Origin of the sequence: Streptomyces sp. NBC_00576 (genome assembly GCF_036345175.1) — a bacterium.
In the GTDB taxonomy this organism is placed as follows: domain Bacteria; phylum Actinomycetota; class Actinomycetes; order Streptomycetales; family Streptomycetaceae; genus Streptomyces.
The window spans coordinates 3,312,583-3,327,375 of the sequence record NZ_CP107780.1; the positions used below are offsets into that span (position 1 = coordinate 3,312,583).

Genomic DNA, 14,793 nt, shown 5'->3' on the forward strand with positions numbered 1-14,793 from the left:
ACCGGGTCGGCCGGGCCCGAGTCCGCCCGTACCGGGTCGGCCGGACCCGGGTCTGCCCGTATCGGCTACTGGTTGGTCTTGGGCAGCCCCGGCGGGTTGATCTCCGACTTGGTCACGGCCTCGTTGGACAGGCCCCAGCGCTCCAGCACCTTGCCGTACGTGCCGTTCTCGATGATCTCGTCGATCGCGTCGGCGAGCGGCTTGACCAGGCCGCTGTCCTTCTTGGTGGTGGCCGCGATGAGGCCCTGGAGGGTGGAGCCGGCACCGGAGTAGGTGCCGACGACCTCCGTCTTCCCGGTGGCGGCCGCGTGGTAGGCGGCGGTCGGGTTGGGGCCGAGGTAGACGTCGATCCGGCCGGACTGGAGGGCGAGATAGGTGTCGCTGTCGTTCTGGTAGTACTTGATGTTCACCGGCTTGAGGCCGGCCTTCTCGTCCTCCTTGCTCCACTCGATGAGCAATTTCTCCTGGTTGGTGCCACTGCCCACGGCGATGGTCCTGCCCGCCACGTCCTTGGGCCCGGTGATCTTCAGACCGCTGCCCTTCTTCGCCTCGAAGCCGAGGTTGTCCTCGCGGTAGGTGGCGAAGTCGTACTTCTCCTTGCGCTCCTCGGTGACGGTGATGTTGCTGAAGCCGACGTCGTACTTGGCGCTGTCGAGGCCGACGAAGATGTTCTCCCAGGAGACGGTGTTGAAGTCCGGCTTGAGGCCGAGCACTTCGGAGACGAGGTGGGCGAGGTCGGACTCGACGCCGATCCTGGTCTTGTTGTCGGTGGCGTAGAAGCCCAACGGGGCGGCGCTGCCCGAGGAGTAGACGATCTCCAGCGTGCCTCTGTCGCGTATTTTCGCCGGGAGTTCGGCGGCTATGGAGTCGACCTTTCCGGTGGTGACACGGTTCTGGTCGGGGCTCAGGTTGATCTTCGTACCGCTGCCGGCGCCCTTCGTGGCCGCGACCTCGGTGGTACCGCCGTCCGAAGGGTTGGCGCAGGCGGCGAGGACCAGTGCGGAGACGAGTCCCAGGGCGGCTGCGGTGGATCGGCGGACGAGGTTGATGGACACGGTCGTACTCCTTGAGTGGGACAGGTGGGATACCGGGTAAGGGCGGTCAGAGGACCTTGGAGAGGAACGCGCGGGTACGTTCGTGCTGCGGGGCGTCCAGGACGGCCGTGGGGGTGCCCTGTTCGACGATGACTCCGCCGTCCATGAACACCACGGTGTCGGCGACCTCGCGGGCGAAGCCGATCTCGTGGGTCACGACGATCATGGTGGTGCCGGTGCTGGCCAGGTCCTTGATGACGTCCAGGACTTCGCCGACCAGTTCCGGGTCGAGGGCCGAGGTGGGCTCGTCGAAGAGGAGCACCTTGGGTTCGAGGGCGAGTGCGCGGGCGATGGCGACGCGCTGCTGCTGCCCGCCGGACAACTGCCGTGGATAGGCGGCCTTCTTGTCGGTGAGACCGACCCGTTCGAGGAGTCGTTCGGCTGTGGCGACGGCCTCCTTGCGCGGGCGGCGCAGCGCGGAGACGGGTGCCTCGACGAGGTTCTCCAGCACGGTGAGGTGCGGGAAGAGGTTGAAGTTCTGGAAGACGAACCCGATGTGGGTGCGCTGCTTCAGTACGTCCTTCTCGCGCAGCTCGTGCAGTTTGTCGCCGGAGCGCCGGTAGCCGATCAGCTCGCCGTCGATGCTGATCCAGCCGCGGTTGACCTTCTCCAGGTGGTTGATGGTGCGCAGCAGTGTGGACTTGCCGGAGCCGGAGGGGCCGAGGATCACGGTGACCTCGCCCGCGCGGACCTGGAGATCGACGCCGCGCAGCACTTCCAGCGGGCCGAAGCTCTTGTGGACGCCCCGGACATCCACCATCACATCGCTCATCGGGTGCCTCCTAGGGGGTACTGGCTTCGCTGGGCCGCCGCCGTACGCAGGTCGCGTACGAAGCGCCGTACACGCTGGAGCGGGGTGGGCGGCGGGGTGCGGTTGGCGCCTCGGGCGTAGTGGCGCTCCACGTAGTACTGGGCGACCGTGAGCAGGGAGGTGAGGACGACGTACCAGGCGGTGGCGACCAGCAGCAGCGGGATCACCCGGCCGTTGCGGCCGTAGATCACCTGGGCCTGGTAGAAGAGCTCGCTGATCGCCATCACGTAGACCACCGAGGTGCCCTTGAGCAGGCCGACGATCTCGTTGCCCGCCGTGGGCAGGATGGCGCGCATCGCCTGCGGGAGCACGATCCGCCGGATCTGCCGCAGCCGGGGGATGCCCAGCGCGGCGGCGGCCTCCAGCTGGCCCTGGTCGACCGCGATGACACCGCCCCGGACGATCTCGGCGGCGTACGCGGCCTGATGCAGCGTCAGTCCGATGATCGCGGCGCCGATGGTGCCGATCAGGGTGTTGCTGTCGATGGACCAGAACACCGGCCCGAAGGGGATGCCGATGCCCAACCGGTCGTACAGAGCGCCCAGGTTGAACCAGAAGACCAGCTGGACGATCATCGGGATCGACCGGAAGATCCAGATGTACGTCCAGGCGACGGTCTGCAGCACCGGGCTCCGCGACAGCCGCATGAAGGCCAGTGCCGTGCCGAGGAGAAAGCCCAACACCGTTGCGTAGGCGGTGAGTTGGAGGGTCACTCCGACCGCCTGGACGATCGTCTCGGACAGTACGTAGTCGCGGAAGACGCCCCACTCCCAGACGGGGTTGGTGACCAGCCCGTGCGCGAACTGCGCGATCAGCACGATTACGGCGACGGCTGCCGCCCATCGGGCGTAGTGGCGGACGGGGACGACCTTGAGGGAGGCGGGGTCCTCCGGGGCGGGTGGGGATGGCGGGGCCTGCGAGGCCTCGCGGCTGCCGGGTGGTGCGGTGGAGTCGGTGGTGAGGCCCATGGTGGGGTTCCTGTCCGAGGGTGAGGGGTGATCGGGGCTTGACGGTCTGCCGTGGGCCGGTGGGGGCTGGTGGGGGCTGGTCGCGCTCCGCGGCGGAGCCGCAGACAGATGCGGCCGCGCACCTGTGGGGGCGCTGCGCGCACCCCACTTCAGCCGGGACCGCTCAGGTGCTTCTCGAAGGGCAGTTTGCCGATGGTTTCCGGGTCGGCCGTCGTGTCGAAGAGAGGTGTGTAGCCGGTGGCCAGGTAGAGGCCGCGAGCCTCGGGCTGGCGGGGGCCGGTGGTGAGGTAGATCCGCCGGTAACCCCGGACTTCCGCCTCACGCTCCAGCTCCTCGACGACCCGGCGGGCCAGGCCGCGGCGCCGATGGGCGGAGTGTGTCCAGATCCGTTTCAGCTCCGCCGTGCCCGCGTCGTACCGGCGGAACGCGCCGCCCGCGACCGGCTCGCCGTGTTCGAGGAGCAGGAGCAGGACACCGCCGTACGGCGCCGTGAACTCCTCGTCGGGGTAGCGGGCGAGTTCGGCGTGGGCGTCCTTGCCGTAGCGGGCGGAGTACTCGTCGCCGAGTTCACGCAGCAGGGGTGCCGCTAGAGCGTCGGCCACGGTGACTTGGCGTACCGTCAACTGGCGCGTCTTTGCAGGTGGTTGCGTTACGAAGGTCATCCGTTCACCGCCGCCGCGAGTATCTGCGTACCCCGGGCCGCGCGCTCGGCGTCACGCCTTGCGACCTCCTCGCGGACGATCGGGATCACGTGTCGGCCGAAGTCGATGGCGTCGCCCAGCAGGTCGTATCCGCGGGCGGAAAGGATGTCGACGCCGAGGTCGTAGTAGTCGAGGAGGGCCCGGGCCACGGTCTCGGGGGTGCCTACCAGAGCGTTGGAGTTGCCCGCGCCACCGGTTGCGGCGGCGGTCGGGGTCCACAGGGCGCGGTCGTAGCGCTCGCCGGCCTCGGCGATGGCGATCAGGCGCTGTGAGCCCGAATTCTGCGGCTGTGCACCCCCGTTGTGGCGCCTGCTGATCAACTCGCCCCGCTCCTTACGGTCTTTGATCGCACCGACCGTGCGGTGGGCCTTCTCCCAGGCCAGCTCCTCGGTCGGGGCGATGATCGGGCGGAACGCCACCTGGATACGCGGTACGTCGGTGCGGCCCGCCGCCTTGGCGGCGGCCTTCACGGCCTCGATCTGCTCGGCGGTCTTCTCCAGCGGCTCGCCCCAGAGGCAGTAGATGTCGGCCTCGGCGCCCCCGGCTGCGTACGCGGCGGGCGAGGAGCCGCCGAACGAGACGTTCGGGCGCGGCTGTTGGACGGGGAAGACGTCGCTGACGAAGTCGTGGAAGCGGTAGTGGTCGCCTTCGTGGTCGAAGGGCTCGTGGGTGGTCCAGATCTTCTTGACCAGCCCGATGTACTCGCGGGTGCGGGCGTACCGCTCGTCCTTGGTGAGGGTGTCGCCCTCGCGGCCCTGCTCCTGGTCGTTGCCGCCGGTGATGAAGTGGACGGTCAGGCGGCCCTCGCTGATCTGGTCGAGGGTGGCGAACGTCTTGGCGGCGAAGGTCGGGTAGGAGACGTTGGGGCGGTGGGCCAGCAGGATCTGGAGGCGTTCCAGCCTGCTGGCGATGTACGCGGCGGCCGGCACGGGGTCCGGCGATCCCGATCCGTAGGCGAACAGCACCCGGTCCCAGCCGTGGTCCTCGTGCGCCCGGGCGAGTCGGAGCGTGTACTCCCTGTCGAAGGCGGCGCCGGAGCGCGGGTTGGTTTCGGAGCCGTCGTTGGTCGCGGCGATGCCAAGGAATTCCACGGGCATGGGAAACGGCCTTTCTCAGGTTCCCTGGAGCTGCCTGGAGGGGCGGCCCTCGCACGCGGGCAGCACGGAACAGCCCTGCGCACGGCCGCACTTGACGGCTCGTCAGGAAAGGGGGAGGCGCAAAGGAAAGAAGGGGAGAGAAGAGAAGAAGGGAGAGACGGGGCCGGTCAGACGACCCGCTGCCGAGTCAGGCGCGACACGCGGCGGAGCACACTCGACAGAGGTCGATGTGGCCGCGCGTAACCAAGCGCTGCTGCTGGGCATCCATGCGAACAATTGAGCAGTACGTCTCGCCGTACGTCAACCACCGCCCGGATGCCGGACAGTCGGACCGGCTCACGGAAGCAGGTCACGGGATCGGACGCGGCAGGGGCTGTTCGGTCCAGATGATCTTGCCGTCGGCCGTGTAGCGGGTACCCCAGCGTTCGGCGAGCTGGGCGACGAGGAACAGGCCCCGGCCGCCCTCGTCCTCGGTGCGCGCGCGGCGCAGTCGTGGCGAGGTGCTGCTGCCGTCGGAGACCTCGCAGATCAGCGCGCGGTCGCGGAGCAGCCGGAGCTGGACCGGGCCGGAGGCGTGGCGGAGGGCGTTGGTGATCAGTTCGCCGGCCACGAGTTCGGTACTGAAGGCCAGTTCTTCGAGGCCCCATGCGGTGAGCTGGTCGGTGACCGACGCTCGGGCGTGGGAGACGAACGCCGGATCGCGGGGCACCGGCCACTGGGCGACCTGATCCGGTCCCAACGCGTGTGTACGGGCGACCAGCAGGGCCACGTCGTCAGCCGGCCGGGCGGGGAGCAGGGCGTCGAGGACCGCCTCGCAGGTGTCCTCCGGGGCCCGCCCCGCGCAGCCCAGAACGGTCCGGAGCCGGTCCATGCCGACGTCGATGTCCCGGAGCCGGTCCTCGATCAACCCGTCGGTGTAGAGCACCAGTTGACTGCCCTCGGCAAGCTCCAGCTCGACCGTCTCGAAGAGCGTCCCGCCGAGACCGAGCGGCGGTCCCGGCGGCAGGTCGACGAAGTCCACGGTGCCGTCGGGAGCGACGACCGCGGGGACCGGGTGCCCGGCGCGGGTGAGGGAGACGCGCCGGGACACCGGGTCGTAGCCGGCGTACAGACAGGTGGCGCCGATGATCCCCGAGTCCTGGTAGGTGTTCTCCACGGCCCAGCCCTCGCCCCGGTCGAGCCGTCCGACCAGGTCGTCGAGGTGGGTGAGGAGTTCGTCGGGGGCCAGGTCCAGCGCGCAGAAGTTGTGTACGGCGGTACGCAGGCGCCCCATCGTCGCGGCGGCGTGCAGCCCGTGCCCGACGACATCGCCGACCACCAGCGCCACGCGTGCGCCGGAGAGCGGGATGACGTCGAACCAGTCGCCGCCGACCCCGGCCTGCGCGGGCAGATAGCGGTAGGCGACCTCGACGGCGTTCTGCTCGGACCGCCCCCGGGGCAGCAGGCTGCGCTGGAGGACGAGTGCGGTGTTGCGTTCGCGCGTGTAGCGGCGGGCGTTGTCGATGCAGATCGCCGCGCGTCCGGCCAGCTCCTGGGCCAGGGAGACGTCGTCGTCCTCGAAGGGCGCGGGTCGCTCGGAGCGGTAGAACTGGACCGCGCCGAGGGTCGTGCCCCGGGCTCGCAGCGGCACGGTGATCAGTGAATGGATGCCTGCCCGGAGCACCCGCTCGCCCCGCACGGGATCCTGCGCGATCCAGTCACTGTCCGCGGTCAGCGTCGGTTCGAGCACGGGCTGCCTGCTCTCCAGGGCGCGGGCCTGCGGTGTGGAGGCGACGTAGCGGACCCCCTCACCGATCCCGTACAGCCAGGACTCCTCGTGCACGGCGCCCAGCGCGACCCGGCGCAGCGGGGTGTCGGCGCCGAGCGGCCCCGGTTCCTCGCCCCTCAGCACGGAGTCGGGCAGGTCGACCGCGGCGAAGTCGGCGAAGCGGGGGACGGCCACCTCCGTCAGTTCCTCGGCGGTGCGGGTGACGTCGAGGGTGGTGCCGATCCGGACCCCGGCGTCGTGCAGCAGCTCCAGCCGCCTGCGGGCCAGCACGGCGAGCCGTCCCACGCCGGGCTCGCCGACGAGGAGCAGCCATGCGTCGGTTTCGGTGGGCGCCGGCGACGGGGGCGGCTGGTCGGGGACCGCGCGCAGGACGACGGGGGGCGTCCGGGTCGGCTGCGGAACGGTCGGGACGCCCGCGACCGGGTTGGCGGTGGGAGCGGTGTGGCGCAGGCGCGGGCCGCCGAGGACCCGGGCCTCGACGACCACACCCGTCTCGCCGGCCGCTCCCTCGATCTGGCGGCGCAGCAGGGTGGCGCTACGGCCGCCGGACAGCAGCACCTCGTCGAGGGTGCGGTGCGGCGCGGCGATCAGCGCCTCGGCCTTCTCACGCAGGACCGCCAGGTCGATCGGGCCGAGCGCGTCGCCGTCGCGGGCGGGCTCATGACCTGCGGTTACGTGCGGAGGCCGGGTCTGGAGCCGGGGCGGCCAGCCGCCGACGGCACCCTCGTTCACATGCGGGCCGTGCGCGGCGTGGTCGGCCCGGCGGTACGCGGTGAGGAGCGCCCGTTCCCGCTCGGTGGCCTGCTCCAGCAGCCGCGTCTCGATGTCACGGACGGCTTCCCGGACGAACCGCATCATCGCGGGGTCACCGTCGTCGTGCAGACAGGTCAGATCGAGGACGGCTTCGATGCGGCCGCTGAGGGGGTTGCGGATGGGCGCGCCCGCACAGGCGAACGGTTGCAGACAGTCGGCGAAGTGTTCACGGCCGGCGACATAGACGGGGCTGCGGCCGGCGAGGGCGGTGCCGACACCGTTCGTACCCGCGGCTCGTTCGGAGGCGTCGAATCCGGGGGCGAAGTTGACCCCGTCGAGGCGGGCGCGCAGGGCCCGGTCGCCGCCGTACCGCTGGATCATACGAGCCTGTCCGTCGCAGAGCGCGACGGTCGTGTTCAGCTCCGCGAGCGATACGGTGAGGCGCTTCAGCACGGGCTCGGCGGCACGCAGGAACCGATGGTCGAGCGTCAGGTCGGGGGCGTACGGGATCAGCAGCCGGTCCGGCTCGACCCCTGCGTACCGGCATCGCTTCCACGAGTCGAGCACCGAGTCCCGTACATCCGAGTCGACCCGCGCACCGGCCAGAAAACGCTCATGGGCATCGACGAGACCGCCGATGGCGTCCCAGGCGACGGACAACGGGATCACTTCCTTCAAGCGATTCCACTGTAGACCCGTACGGCTTTTTTGTGAGGTGGATCACAGTGGATTGTGACTCTCACGACCGTGGCCGGAAGTGCGCCCCCGTCGACTGCTCCCCGGTGATGGTGGCCACGCAGCGCATGACGCGCAGGCCGTCGGCGTACTCGGTCTGCGTGGGCGGGAGTACGTCGACGGTCCAGCGGGCGGGGTCGATCTTGACCGCGTCGCCCCGTCTGGACTCGGCCAGGACCTTGAGCGAGCAGAGATTCAGCACGTCCGGGTGGTTCTCCAGCTCCCGCTGGTTGTTGGTCATCCCGGTGGACGGGAGCGGGGCTATCGCGAAGGTCTCCCACGGGTGTGACACCAGGCAGTCGGAGCGGTTCACGCTGACGATGCCGACGATGACGACCATGCCGCCCCAGCATTCGGCGGTGGTGGTGCAGCGGCCGTCCAGGCCGGCGATGTTGGCCGCCGGGCAGTCCTCGGTCGTCGTCGGTACGCCGAAACCGGCGTTCGCGGCCTGGGCCGACCCGCTCGGCTCGCCCGTACCGGAAGCGGAAGCAGAGGGTCCGGTGGTGGGTGCCTCGGTCGTCGAGGGCGGCAGGTACTGGTACGCCACCGTCCCGCCCGTACCGACGACGACCACCGCCACCGCCGCGACCGACACCCGCAGACGCGCCTTCTTCCGGCGCGGGGAGGCGGCGGAAGAAGGGACGGTGGTGGGCAGGACGGAGGGCGGAGCGACCGCGGGGACAGGAACGGAGGCGGGAACGGGGGCCGGGGTGGCGCCGCCCGGGTCCGCCAGGTCCACGGCGGCCAGCGCTTCCCTGAGCGCCGCCGCGCTCGGCAGGCGGTCGGCCGGGTCCGGGGCCATGGCGTGGCGGAGGACCTCGGTGAAGCGTGGGCTCACGCCGGGGAGGTCCGCCAGCGGCCAGGTGTGCCGGACGATGACCTCCGCGATACCGAGGCTGCCCTCCTGCGGGAAGTGCGGGGGCCTGCCGTGCACGAGGGCGTAGATCGTGGCGGCGAGGGAGTACACGTCCCCTGCGGGGGTGGGCTCGGCCAGCCGGAACGCCTCCGGCGGGGCGTACGCGGGCGTCAACGCCTCCCGGGTGACCGACAGTTCCTGGCCGGGGCGGGGCATCGCGGCCAGTCCGAAGTCGGCGAGGCCGACGTTTCCGTACCGGTCGATCATGATGTTGCCCGGCTTGATGTCGCGGTGCAGTACACCGCCGGCGTGGGCCGCGGCCAGCGCGTCGGCGATGCGTACGCCGATGTCACGCGCCTCGGCGGCCGGGAGCGGGCCCTGCCGGTGGAGCCGGTCGCCGAGCGAGCCGCCGGAGCACAGCTCCAGGACCATGAACGGGCGGCCGTCGTCGAGCACCCCGGCGTCGTACACCGCCACCACGTGCGGGTGGCCCGACAGCTGACCGGCCGCGGTGACCTCGCGCAAGAACCGCTGTCGGTCGCGGTCGGTGGCCAGGACCCGGCTGTCCATCTTGAGGGCGACCTCGCGGCCCACGGCCAGTTGGCGGGCCCGGTACACGGTGGCGAACCCGCCCTGGCCGAGGACCTCGACGACCTCGTAACCGGGCACGCCCGTACGTTCGAACTGCATGCTGCCGTACTCCCCCACCAGCGAGGTCGACCTCCCAGGTCGCGGTAACCGGACCGGGGTGTTGAGAGCGCCGAGAGTAGTGCACCGGAAACCACCGGGCGTTCCCGGCCGGGTCGATGACATGCTGAAAGGGTGAGCAGACCGGAGATCGTCATCAGTTTCGCCCCTGAGCTGCGGCTTTTCGTCCCGTCCGAGCGACGTGCCGGGCCCACCACCGTGGTCACCGACGGATCGTCCTCACTGGGGCACGTGGTGGAGTCGCTGGGCGTACCGCTCACGGAAGCCGGGCAACTGCTGGTCGACGGCCGGGACGTGGCGGTGTCCCATGTGCCGGGGGCGGGCGAGACGGTGGAGGTCGGTGCCGTCGTCAGACCCCAGTCGGTGCCGGGGGCGCCGCTGCGGTTCCTGCTCGACGTGCATCTGGGCACGCTCGCCCGCCGGCTGCGGCTCCTGGGTGTCGACGCGGCGTACGAGAGCGAGGACATCGGCGATCCGGCGCTGGCCGCGTTGTCGGCGGCCGAGCAACGCGTGCTGCTCTCCCGGGACCGGGGGCTGCTGCGGCGCCGGGAGCTGTGGGCGGGCGCGTACATCTACAGCGACCGTCCGGACGACCAGCTCCGGGACGTACTGGACCGGTTCGCGCCCGCACTCGCCCCGTGGACCCGGTGCACCGCCTGCAACGGACGGCTGGAGCAGGCCGACAAGCAGACGGTCGGCGACCGGCTGGAGGACGGGACCCGGCGTACGTACGACGTCTTCGCGCAGTGTGCGGTCTGCGAGCGTCTGTACTGGCGGGGCGCGCATCACGCGCGGCTGGAGGCGATCGTCGAGGGTGCGCTGAGCGAGTTCGGCGAGGCGGCGGGAACCGAGGGCCGCACGCGGGCGTTGAACGGACGTCGCGAAAAGAACGTATTGACCGGTTGACAGGAGGCGACGAGGGGAGACTCTGACAGATAGCTTCAGGTATCACCTGTGTCGCCCGTCCGCCCGCACCCCTTCTCTTCCTGGACACCACCCCGTCACGCGGACCGGGAACGCTCCTGCCGTCCCCCTTGCTTCGCTCTTCAATTTCCCCCCGTCCGCCCCCGCAGCGCGTGGGCGCCACGTGGAAGGACGACGCGCGCTGTGTCCTCATTGCCCATAGTCCCCATAGCCCCGCCCGCTCCGACGGTCCAGCCCCCTTCCCTGGGCGCCGCGGACTGTCCCGTCGCGGTTTCCCGCGCCTCCTTCTTCTCCCGGTTCCCCGCCGCCCGGCACGCCCGCCGGGTGCTCTGTCTGCTGCCGCTCCTGCTCATCGGGATCTGGGCGGCGGACAACTGGCGGGTCCTGCACGACGGGGCCTGGCAGCTCACCACCGCCGACCCCGGGTGGCTCGCGATCGGGGCCGCGTTCACGTTCCTGTGCTGGGTCTCCGCCGCCTTCGCCCGGCAGGGGGCGATCCCGGAGCGCCTGCCGCCCGGGCTGCTGCTGGCCTCGCAGTTCGCCGCCGGCGCCGCCAACAACGTCCTGCCGGCCGGTCTCGGCGCCCACGCCGTCACGCTGCGCTTCCTGACCGGCCGCGGCATCCCGCTGGCCCGCGCCACCGCGTCCCTCGCCCTGTACTCGCTGGTCAAACCGGTGGCGAAGCTCCTGCTGATCCTCGCGCTCCTGGCGACCTTCCCGACCTCCCTGGGCACCGCCGACCTCCTCCCGGACCAGGGAACACTGCTGCCCATCGTCCTGGGCGTGGCCGCCACGGTGGCCGTCGTGACGCTGGTTCTCGCCTTCGTACGTCCGCTGCGGCGCCCCCTGCTCGACGGTCTGCGCACCGCCCTGACCGACGCGCGGCGGCTGCACACCCGGCCCGTCCGGGTCGCCGCGCTCTGGGGCGGCGCCGCGGGCTTCTCGCTGTGCCAGGCGGCGGTGCTGGCCTGCGTCGGGGCCTCGCTCGGGCTGCCGATCGCCTGGCCGGACGTGCTCTTCGCCTACCTCGCCGCGAGCGCCGCGGTCGGCGCCGTACCCGCGCCGGCCGGGATCGGGCCCGTCGACGCGGCCCTGGTGTTCACGCTGGCCGCGCTGGGCGCCCCGCTGTCCCTGGCCACCGCGACCGTCGTCGGCTTCCGCGTCCTGACGGTCTGGCTGCCGCTGCTGCCGGGCGCCCTCGTGCTGTCGATGCTGGTGCGCGCCAAGGTGCTGTGACACGCGGCGCGGTCAGTCCCGGCGGGCCACCAGGCGGTACGCGTTCGATACTCCCAGGCGGTGCGAGATCGGCCGGACGGCGAAGCGGTCCAGCAGGGTGCCCAGGATCAGGGCCGGGACACCGGCCAGCAGCAGGGCTCCGCGCAGGACGCGGCGCAGGGCGTTCGGGGGGTGCGGCAGCCACGGGAGGTTGTCGCGGGGGGCGGCGTTGTCGAGGGCCAGCCAGACGGCGGCCAGCAGATCGACGGGGTCGTGCGGCTCGGCGTGCTGCTCCAGGACGACGGTGAAGCCCAGGTCGGTGAGCCGCTGCCGGAGATTGTCGACGGGGACGAAGTGCAGATGCTGGGGCTGGAGCCAGGGCAGCCACCACCGGCCGAGCAGCCTGGCGTAGCGGCTGTCGGGATCGGGGACCTCGATCACCAGATGACCGCCGGGGCGGATGGCCTGCCGTGCGGCCTCCAGTTCGAGCGGGGGCTCGGTGCTGTGCTCCAGGTAGTGGAACATGCTGACGACGTCGTAACGGGCTGCGAGTTCGGGGGCCAGTTCGGTGAAGCTCCCCCGGTAGCCGCGCTCGACGCGCCCCGCCCGCTCGGCGAGTTCGGCGCCGTCGGTGAAGTCCAGCCCGTCGAAGGTCGTGCCTGTGTGGACAACCCGGGCGGTTTCGCAGAAGTGGCCGTGGCCGGTGCCGACGTCGAGCCAGTTCTTGGGCGCGTCGTCGAAGGGGAGCAGCGCCCGGGCCCGCTGCTCGTACATTTTCGTGCGGCCCGCGAAGGTGTTGCCGAGTTGCTTCTCGCCGAGTCCGTCGTAGAAGTCCCGGTAGTAGAACTCCAGCCCGGCGGCGCTGAGCCGGGGGTTCTGGAAGGTGTGGCGGCAGTCCTGGCAGCGGTCGAGCACGAACCGTCCGGGCTTGTGCTGGAGCAGGTCGGTGGTCCGCAGCCGCGTCTCCAGCCGGGCCGAGCCGCACCAGGGGCAACGGGTGCGCGGGGGTTCGAAGAACCGGTCGAGGCCGAAGGCCAGGTCGGCCTGGTACGTGGGCCGGACGGCGGCCACCTGCTCGGTCCGGCTCGGAGTGGCCTGTGCTTCCGGTGCGTTGGTCTCGTGCTCGTCGTCACTCATACCGTCTCCTTGGCGGGCGCGCCGATGGCGAGTTGCTCAAGATGGGTGGCCGCCGCGGAGGCACCTCCGGCGGCCCGGAACGCGGCACGGATCCGGCCCGCCGCGAAGCGATAACCGGGCTCGTGCAGTACAGCCTCGATCGCGGCGCCCAGTTTCGGCGCGGTGACCCGCCCGAACCGCACCCGGATACCCGCCCCGGCCGCCACGACCTGCCCGGCGACCACGGGCTGGTCGTCCCGGATGGGCGCGACGACAAGCGGCACCCCGTGCCAGAGGGTCTCGCACACGGTGTTGTGCCCGGCGTGGCAGACGACGGCGTCGACCCGTTCGAGGAGCGGGAGTTGGGGGACGGAGGGGACGATCAGTACGCCTTTCTCGTCCTCCCCGCCCAGGGTGCTTCCGAGTACGCCCGCCGGGTCGACGATCACCGTCTGCATCCGGTCCGCCCGCTCCCGTGCAGCGCTATGACATTCAGTCAGAAAGCGTGCGCCGACATCGGTGTTGGCCGTACCGAGGGTGACGAGGACCGTGGCGCGGGCGGGGTCGAGCCAGTCCCAGGGGAAGCCGGGCGGGGCGGGCCGGTCGGCGACGGACGGGCCGACGTACCGGATCTGGTCGCCCGTCCGGGCGTCGGGGCCGACGAACTCCGGTGTGCTGAAGGCGAGTACGAGGTGCGGGGAGAACCGTGGGTCTGCGGTGCCCGCAGGGTCGCCGACGCGGCTACGGAGGCCCGCGAGGAGCTCGTCCAGCCACTCGGCGACCTTGGGCATGCCGGAGAGTACGTCGGTGAACTCGGCGGAGGTGGTGGCCGAGGTGGCCCACGGCAGGCCCAGGCGCTCGGCGACGAGGCCACCGGCGAGGGCCTGCTGGTCGGCGACGACGACGTCCGGACCGAACTCCCCTATGGCGGCGGCGACTCCGGCGGCCATCTCCTCGGCGAGCGGGGCGAGGAACCGTTCCCAGAGGAACTTCAGCGCCTCGGGCCCACGCATGTCCGGCGGCCGTACGCCGTCACCGGAGCCGGGGACGGGCCCGGCGCACGGGAAGACGGTGGCGTCCTCTCCGGCCAGCCGCCGCACGAGCCCCGGATCGGCGCATGCCCAGGCCGACTCGTGGCCGCGTGAGGCGAGTTCGGCGGTGACCCCGACGGCCGGGTTGATGTGCCCGACGAGCGGCGGCACGACGAACAGGAACCGGCTCACCGCGCTTCCGCCCCCGCCAGCTGAACCGGAGCAGCCGCACCGAGAACGAGCGACAGGATGTGCCCGCCGACCGTCCCCGACGCCTCGACGAGCACCGAGTGTTCGTGCCCCGGCACGACGACGGTCCGGCAGTCGGGCAGCACCGACTCCATCCAGGGCGCCAGTTCGGCGAGGTCCGAGTCACCCCCGTACACGCCGAGTACCGGGCAGCGTACGGAACTTATCTCGTCCTCGGTCAGTACGCGGCTGGCCGGGATGTCCTGGGCGAGGGTGGTCTCGCGGGCCAGTCTGGCGGCGCCCTTGGCGAGGCGGGCGGTGTTCTGGCTGCGGTTGGCGGTGATCCAGGCGATGGCGTCGGCCTCGTTGTGGGCCAGTTGGTGCATGACCCGGCCGAGGATGCCGTCGAGTTTGCCCGCCCAGGCGGCGGTGGCGGGTTCCGACTCGATGAGGGAGACGCCGGCGGCACGCTCGGGGTGGCGGGCCGCGTATCCGAACGCGACCGTCCCGCCGTAGGAGTTGCCGACGAGATGGACCGGGCCGGTCACCTCCAGACGGTCGAGGAGTGCCTCCAGGTCGTCGATGTTGTCGTCGAGGGTGTAGCCGGTGGCGGGGCGGGTGGAGCGGCCGTGGCCGCGCAGGTCGTACATGACGACGTTGATGCCGGAGGCGGCGAACGCGGGTGCCACGGTGAAGTAGTAGCTGGCCAGGCTGTCGGTGAGGAGGCCGTGCACGAGGACGGCGGTGGCGGTGACCGGCCGTCCGCCGCGCGGGCCGATGCGCTGGGCGTGCAGCCTGAGGCCGCCGCCGATGTCGACGATCGCCAT

At 71.3% G+C, this 14,793-nt stretch carries 12 protein-coding genes; 2 read left to right on the forward strand and 10 right to left on the reverse strand.

Translation table 11 applies throughout. From position 1 onward, the window contains the following. Nucleotides 1-65: 65 nt before the first annotated feature. From OG734_RS13745 to OG734_RS13775, 7 genes are all read right to left on the reverse strand, one after another. Nucleotides 66-1,055, reverse strand: coding sequence for an ABC transporter substrate-binding protein (locus OG734_RS13745; RefSeq protein WP_330287774.1), 990 nt, complete (start codon nucleotides 1,053-1,055; stop codon nucleotides 66-68). Between the two features lie 46 nt (nucleotides 1,056-1,101). Beyond that, nucleotides 1,102-1,866 carry an amino acid ABC transporter ATP-binding protein gene (locus OG734_RS13750; RefSeq protein WP_330287775.1) on the reverse strand — a complete coding sequence of 255 codons (765 nt, stop codon included), beginning with the start codon at nucleotides 1,864-1,866 and terminating at the stop codon, nucleotides 1,102-1,104. Further along, entirely contained in the window at nucleotides 1,863-2,873 is a 1,011-nt protein-coding gene (locus OG734_RS13755; protein ID WP_330287776.1) for an amino acid ABC transporter permease, read from the reverse strand. Before OG734_RS13755 ends, OG734_RS13750 begins: the two co-directional genes overlap by 4 nt. A 149-nt stretch (nucleotides 2,874-3,022) precedes the next feature. Next, nucleotides 3,023-3,535, reverse strand: coding sequence for a GNAT family N-acetyltransferase (locus OG734_RS13760; RefSeq protein WP_330287777.1), 513 nt, complete (start codon nucleotides 3,533-3,535; stop codon nucleotides 3,023-3,025). Further along, on the reverse strand, nucleotides 3,532-4,671 hold the full coding sequence (locus OG734_RS13765) for an LLM class flavin-dependent oxidoreductase (RefSeq protein ID WP_330287778.1): 1,140 nt from the start codon (nucleotides 4,669-4,671) through the stop codon (nucleotides 3,532-3,534). Before OG734_RS13765 ends, OG734_RS13760 begins: the two co-directional genes overlap by 4 nt. Nucleotides 4,672-5,020: 349 nt before the next feature. Further along, the gene (locus tag OG734_RS13770) at nucleotides 5,021-7,861 is read right to left on the reverse strand and encodes a SpoIIE family protein phosphatase (RefSeq protein ID WP_330293653.1); all 2,841 of its coding nucleotides are present in this window, start codon (nucleotides 7,859-7,861) and stop codon (nucleotides 5,021-5,023) included. 70 nt (nucleotides 7,862-7,931) lie between these two features. After that, nucleotides 7,932-9,473, reverse strand: coding sequence for a serine/threonine-protein kinase (locus OG734_RS13775; RefSeq protein WP_330287779.1), 1,542 nt, complete (start codon nucleotides 9,471-9,473; stop codon nucleotides 7,932-7,934). A 132-nt stretch (nucleotides 9,474-9,605) separates the two neighbouring features. Here OG734_RS13775 and OG734_RS13780 point away from each other — a divergent pair, with 132 nt between their 5' ends. Continuing rightward, entirely contained in the window at nucleotides 9,606-10,397 is a 792-nt protein-coding gene (locus OG734_RS13780) for a Mut7-C RNAse domain-containing protein (RefSeq protein WP_330287780.1), read from the forward strand. Nucleotides 10,398-10,598: 201 nt separating this feature from the next. Then, entirely contained in the window at nucleotides 10,599-11,651 is a 1,053-nt protein-coding gene (locus tag OG734_RS13785; protein ID WP_330287781.1) for a lysylphosphatidylglycerol synthase transmembrane domain-containing protein, read from the forward strand. A 12-nt stretch (nucleotides 11,652-11,663) separates the two neighbouring features. Here OG734_RS13785 and OG734_RS13790 read toward each other — a convergent pair whose 3' ends face one another. Genes OG734_RS13790 through OG734_RS13800 form a run of 3 tightly spaced genes read right to left on the reverse strand, consistent with a single transcriptional unit; the run spans nucleotide 11,664 to nucleotide 14,793 of the window. Continuing rightward, on the reverse strand, nucleotides 11,664-12,767 hold the full coding sequence (locus OG734_RS13790) for a class I SAM-dependent methyltransferase (protein ID WP_330287782.1): 1,104 nt from the start codon (nucleotides 12,765-12,767) through the stop codon (nucleotides 11,664-11,666). Further along, nucleotides 12,764-13,969 carry a glycosyltransferase gene (locus OG734_RS13795; RefSeq protein WP_330287783.1) on the reverse strand — a complete coding sequence of 402 codons (1,206 nt, stop codon included), beginning with the start codon at nucleotides 13,967-13,969 and terminating at the stop codon, nucleotides 12,764-12,766. Before OG734_RS13795 ends, OG734_RS13790 begins: the two co-directional genes overlap by 4 nt. Then, nucleotides 13,966-14,793, reverse strand: a complete 828-nt coding sequence (locus tag OG734_RS13800) for an alpha/beta fold hydrolase (RefSeq protein WP_330287784.1) — start codon at nucleotides 14,791-14,793, stop codon at nucleotides 13,966-13,968. Before OG734_RS13800 ends, OG734_RS13795 begins: the two co-directional genes overlap by 4 nt.

Bases quoted from the DNA above. Each gene is read 5' to 3' on its own strand.
- OG734_RS13760 (WP_330287777.1), bottom strand. From the start codon at position 3,535: ATGACCTTCGTAACGCAACCACCTGCAAAGACGCGCCAGTTGACGGTA.
- OG734_RS13755 (WP_330287776.1), bottom strand. From the start codon at position 2,873: ATGGGCCTCACCACCGACTCCACCGCACCACCCGGCAGCCGCGAGGCC.
- OG734_RS13765 (WP_330287778.1), bottom strand. From the start codon at position 4,671: ATGCCCGTGGAATTCCTTGGCATCGCCGCGACCAACGACGGCTCCGAA.
- OG734_RS13750 (WP_330287775.1), bottom strand. From the start codon at position 1,866: ATGAGCGATGTGATGGTGGATGTCCGGGGCGTCCACAAGAGCTTCGGC.
- OG734_RS13800 (WP_330287784.1), bottom strand. From the start codon at position 14,793: ATGGCGATCGTCGACATCGGCGGCGGCCTCAGGCTGCACGCCCAGCGC.
- OG734_RS13790 (WP_330287782.1), bottom strand. From the start codon at position 12,767: ATGAGTGACGACGAGCACGAGACCAACGCACCGGAAGCACAGGCCACT.
- OG734_RS13775 (WP_330287779.1), bottom strand. From the start codon at position 9,473: ATGCAGTTCGAACGTACGGGCGTGCCCGGTTACGAGGTCGTCGAGGTC.